General features: G+C 61.3%; 4 protein-coding genes. 2 read left to right on the forward strand and 2 right to left on the reverse strand.

The window, feature by feature from the left end; genetic code table 11:
* Together AC5E6W_RS06860 and AC5E6W_RS06865 are read left to right on the forward strand one after the other, a co-directional pair.
* The coding region (locus AC5E6W_RS06860; RefSeq protein WP_491751529.1) for a cation-efflux pump at positions 1 to 1352 on the forward strand (1352 nt) is incomplete at its 5' end.
* A 28-nt stretch (positions 1353 to 1380) separates the two neighbouring features.
* Positions 1381 to 2277: a PASTA domain-containing protein gene (locus AC5E6W_RS06865; protein WP_491751530.1), complete on the forward strand. Its 897-nt coding sequence runs from the start codon at positions 1381 to 1383 to the stop codon at positions 2275 to 2277.
* 109 nt (positions 2278 to 2386) lie between these two features.
* On the opposite strand, the gene AC5E6W_RS06870 is transcribed toward AC5E6W_RS06865, so the two are convergent.
* Positions 2387 to 3037 carry a Crp/Fnr family transcriptional regulator gene (locus AC5E6W_RS06870; protein WP_491751531.1) on the reverse strand — a complete coding sequence of 217 codons (651 nt, stop codon included), beginning with the start codon at positions 3035 to 3037 and terminating at the stop codon, positions 2387 to 2389.
* A 270-nt stretch (positions 3038 to 3307) separates the two neighbouring features.
* The coding region (locus AC5E6W_RS06875; protein WP_491751532.1) for an RsmB/NOP family class I SAM-dependent RNA methyltransferase at positions 3308 to 4213 on the reverse strand (906 nt) is incomplete at its 5' end.

The following is a 4213-nucleotide window of genomic DNA, read 5'->3' on the forward strand; positions in this document are numbered from 1 at the left end:
TGCTTACGGGTGTGCTAGCCGGCTCGCTGGGTATGTTGAGCGAGGCTGCGCATTCGGCGATCGACCTGATCGCTTCGGCCATTACGCTGGTGACCGTTAGGGTTTCGGACCGCCCTGCCGACGAGGACCACAACTACGGGCATGGGAAGCTGGAGAGCCTTTCGGCAGCGTTTGAGATTTTGCTGATGGCGGCTTCGTGCGTATGGATTGCGCGTGAAGCCATCTACCGTATCCTGCGCAACGAGCATCTTGATCTTCGCTGGTCGGTGTGGCCGTTCGTTGTGCTGCTGCTTTCGATGGCGGTGGATTACACGCGGTCGCGGTCGCTTCACCGTGTCGCCATGGAGCAGCGCTCGGATGCTCTGGAGGCTGATGCCGTTCATTTCGGCACTGATCTCTGGTCTGCCGCAGCGGTCTTCCTGGGGCTTTTGGCTACGTATGCGGGCGGGCGATTCCATATTCCCGCGCTGCGGTATGCCGACCCCGTTGCTGCGCTTGCGGTTTCGTGTGTGATCCTTACGGTGACCTGGCGGCTGGCGCGGACCACCATCGATTCGCTGCTGGATGCGACTCCATCGGAGGCTCGCGCGCAGATTCGCCGCGAGCTTGTGACCGACCTTGAGGGTGTGGACGGCGTGCTTACCGTGGAGCGAGTGCGGGTTCGGCGATCGGGGTCGGATTATTTTGTCGACCTTACGCTGGGCATGCCGCGCAACCTGACTTTTCAGCGGTCGGAACAGATCACCTTTGCCGCGACTGCGGCGGTACAACAGCGTCTGCCCGGGGCTGACGTGGTCATACATTCGGTGCCCACGGCTACGGTTGGAGAGAGCGTGTTTGATCGAATTCGAGCGGTGGCTGCGCGAAGCAATTTGAATTTGCACGATGTCAGCGTGCAGCAGTATGAGGGTGCGCTGCACGTAGAGCAACATCTTGAAGTGCCGGAGACGATGTCACTGCAGGAAGCGCACGAAGTGGCTTCGCAGCTTGAGTCCGAGATTCGCCGCGACGTTCCTGCGGTCGACACGGTGCTTACCCATATTGAATCCGAGCCCGCTACTATCGCTTCGCCGGTACAGTTCGCGGCCAACGAACATCTGACGCGGCAGTTGGTTCAAACCGCTGAACATTTTCCCGAGATTCACGACGTTCACGAGGTTACTGTGACGCGAGGGCATGGCGGAGCTGCCAACAGCGTGCAAATCAATTGCCACATCTCGCTGCCCGACGACCTACCCATGTCGCGGGTCCATGAAGTCATCACTGAATTTGAGAGCGAGTTCCGGCTGCACCATCCGCAGGTAGCGCGGGTGCTGATTCATCCGGAGCCGGCCACTGACAACGCACGGTAACCCCAGCGCATCTGTATTCTGAAGACCCATGAAGCTTTTTCGACTGATCCTCAGCACGCTTGCCATGCTTTTCGTGATGTTCCTCTCCGCGGCCATCACGTTGCGCATCGCGTTGCATGGGCATGAGGTGACAGTGCCGAACTTTTCGGGCATGACAGTCTCGGAGGCCAGTGCGGCGGCGCTCCAGACGGGCGTCGATCTCAATATCGAGAACAAGTTTTATTCGACGACCGTGCCGGCTGGGCGGATGCTCTCGCAGGCGCCGGCTTCCGGGTCGAAGGTGCGGCATGGATGGGTTGTTCGCGTGACAGAGAGCCTGGGGCCGCAGCAGGTGACGATTCCGGATGTGGCGGGAGAGCCGGAGCGTGAGGCTTCGATCAATATCCGGCGCGACTCGCTTGATCTTGGAACGCTGGCGCATATCGATGCGCCGGGCGATCCGGATATTGTGCTGGCGCAGACGCCTCCGCCCAATGCAGGCGTGGATCAGCCGCGGGTTTCGCTGCTGTTGAGCTCGACGGCGGCTGGTGCCGCAAGCGCGATTGTGATGCCTTCGTTTGTAGGAATGACGTATAGGGATGCGAACCATGCGGCGGCTGCGCTGGGGCTGCGCGTGACGTTTCTTTCGGATATTCCGGCACCGATCGCTGCTGCGACGGGAGCAACAGCGCCGGCGAAACCGGCTTATACGGTAAATGCCGCGGGAGTGCGGATCGACGCGAATGGGCAGGCTATTTCGTTTCCGGCGGGCGCCCCTCCTTCTGCGGTGACGGCTGCTCCTGCGGTCGTCGCCCCTGTAGCGCCTGCGCCTGTGGTTCCGGCCGGGCCGGTGACGTCGCAGAAACCGGAGTCGGGGTACCGTGTGACCAAGGGCGATACGATTCGACTGACGTTCGGGCATCCTGCGGCGGCGATCGCGAACTAGACGCAATTCCCGGTTGCTGTGAATTGGATAGATCGTGCAGAGCCTTGTTCTTTGCGAAAATGGCGTTTCTACCTAAGCCTCCCTATACGTCCGGCAGAGAATCTTAGCTTTAGTCGTCGTGCAGGAGGACGTTCACCAGGGACCTGTGGACGCGGATGCGGCTGTTGTACTTGATGAAGCCGAGAGTGCGAAAGCGGTTCATGAAGAAGCTGACGCGGGAGCGGGTGGTGCCGACGATCCCAGCAAGGGCTTCCTGCGTAATTCGAGGGATCAGGGTTTCGGGCTCTCCAAGCATATCGAAGTCGGCCATGAGAAGGAGAGCGCGAGCCAGGCGTTTTTCACTGGAGTTGAAAAGGTGGTCGACGAGGTCGGCCTGGATACGCATGGAGCGCTTGAGCAGAAAGGCAACGAACAGGTCGGAGAATCTCCGCTCTTCATGTATCGCACGTACCATCTCGTAGCACTCTATCTTGAGCACTGTACAGTGGGTGAGCGCGACTGCGGTCGCGAGCCTTAGCCCGGGAGTAGGCGCGATAGCTTCCTCGCCGGTGAATTCCCCAGCCGCGAGCAGCATGACGTTGGCTTCCTTGCCAACTTTGGACACAACGGTCAGCCTGGCGCGACCACTCTGGATATAGAAGGCGGCGTCAGCGGGATCACCCTGCGAAAAGATGGGCTGCTTGGCCTCAATCTGAATAATCTTTCGGCCTATTCCTGTCGTGGCTAAGAAATCAACAGGATCAAATTCGTTCCGTTCCATTGACACGTCTATCTTTCACGTTCTTGGTCTCAGGCCCAGAAATTTATGCGCGCGTGTGCGCAACAGGTGTTTTTTTTAGGAGTCTTCCTAAGAGCTTCTCATAGGGCTTTGCGCCATATACACAAATAGGACAGCTTTATGTATGTCCTGATATTTCATACACTTAAACCAGGAAATACCCTTTTCGACCAGGAAAATCCGGCTGGAGGTGAGCAATTTAGCTCAAGGACACTTGAGGGCCGGGCCTGGATTGTGCGCCAGTTGCGGTGGCTACGACTGTCGCTCGAAGAGGGCGGCGAAGAAGCCGTCACCATGGAAGTTGGAGCCTGGGAGGGTGCGGAGAAAGCCATCGCGGAGGGTGGGGGTGAGGTCGGCGGCGATTTGGAGAGTGGCGAGTAGGGGGTCGAGCGGGAGGCGTCGGATGCCGGACGGGAGTGTGACTGCGGCGACGACGGCTTCATTCTCTTCGGGTTCAAGGGAGCAGGTGGAGTAGAGGAGCTTGCCGCCGGGAGCGAGGCGGTTGAGCGCACCGGCGAGGAGGGCACGCTGGCGGTCGGCCTGGCGGGCGAGATCGCTCGGACGGAGGTGGTGCCGGATTTCGGGATTACGGGCTAGGGTTCCGGTGCCACTACAGGGAACGTCACAGAGGATGAGGTCGAAATTACCAGCTTCGGCGGGGAGGGCAGAGGCGTCTGCTTCGGCCACGCGGACGTTCGCGGCGGACGGGTCGCGCTCCATGCGTCCGGCGAGGGCTTTGAGGCGGGAGGGACTGACGTCGGTGGCGAGGATGTCGGCTGCCGGGTGGCGGGCGGCGAGGACGAGGGTCTTGCCACCGGGGGCGGCGCAGCAGTCCCAGATACGGGTGGCGGTGGGGCCGGCTGCGGCGGCGAGTTCGGCTACGAGGCGGGAGCCGTCGTCGAGGTGCGGGCCTTCGGCTGGGCCGAAGAGGGTGCCGGGAGTTGGCTCCTGCTGGTCGTAGTCGCAGATGGCGATGGCGGCGGGGCGGCCGTAGTTCTTGGCCCAGCGCTCGACGAGCCAGGTGGGGTGGCCGAGGCGTTGGGCGAGGGCGGCGGTGGTTTCGAAGAGGGGTTTGCCGGCGGGGGGCTGGCGGGTGAGGTTGCGGAGGATGGCGTTGACCATACCGGCGGCGTGGGTTTGGCCGGCGGCGCGGACGAG

This window comes from Bryocella sp. (assembly GCF_058498515.1).

Coding starts and splice junctions, on each gene's coding strand:
- AC5E6W_RS06865 (WP_491751530.1), top strand. CDS start 1,381: ATGAAGCTTTTTCGACTGATCCTCAGCACGCTTGCCATGCTTTTCGTG.
- AC5E6W_RS06870 (WP_491751531.1), bottom strand. CDS start 3,037: ATGGAACGGAACGAATTTGATCCTGTTGATTTCTTAGCCACGACAGGA.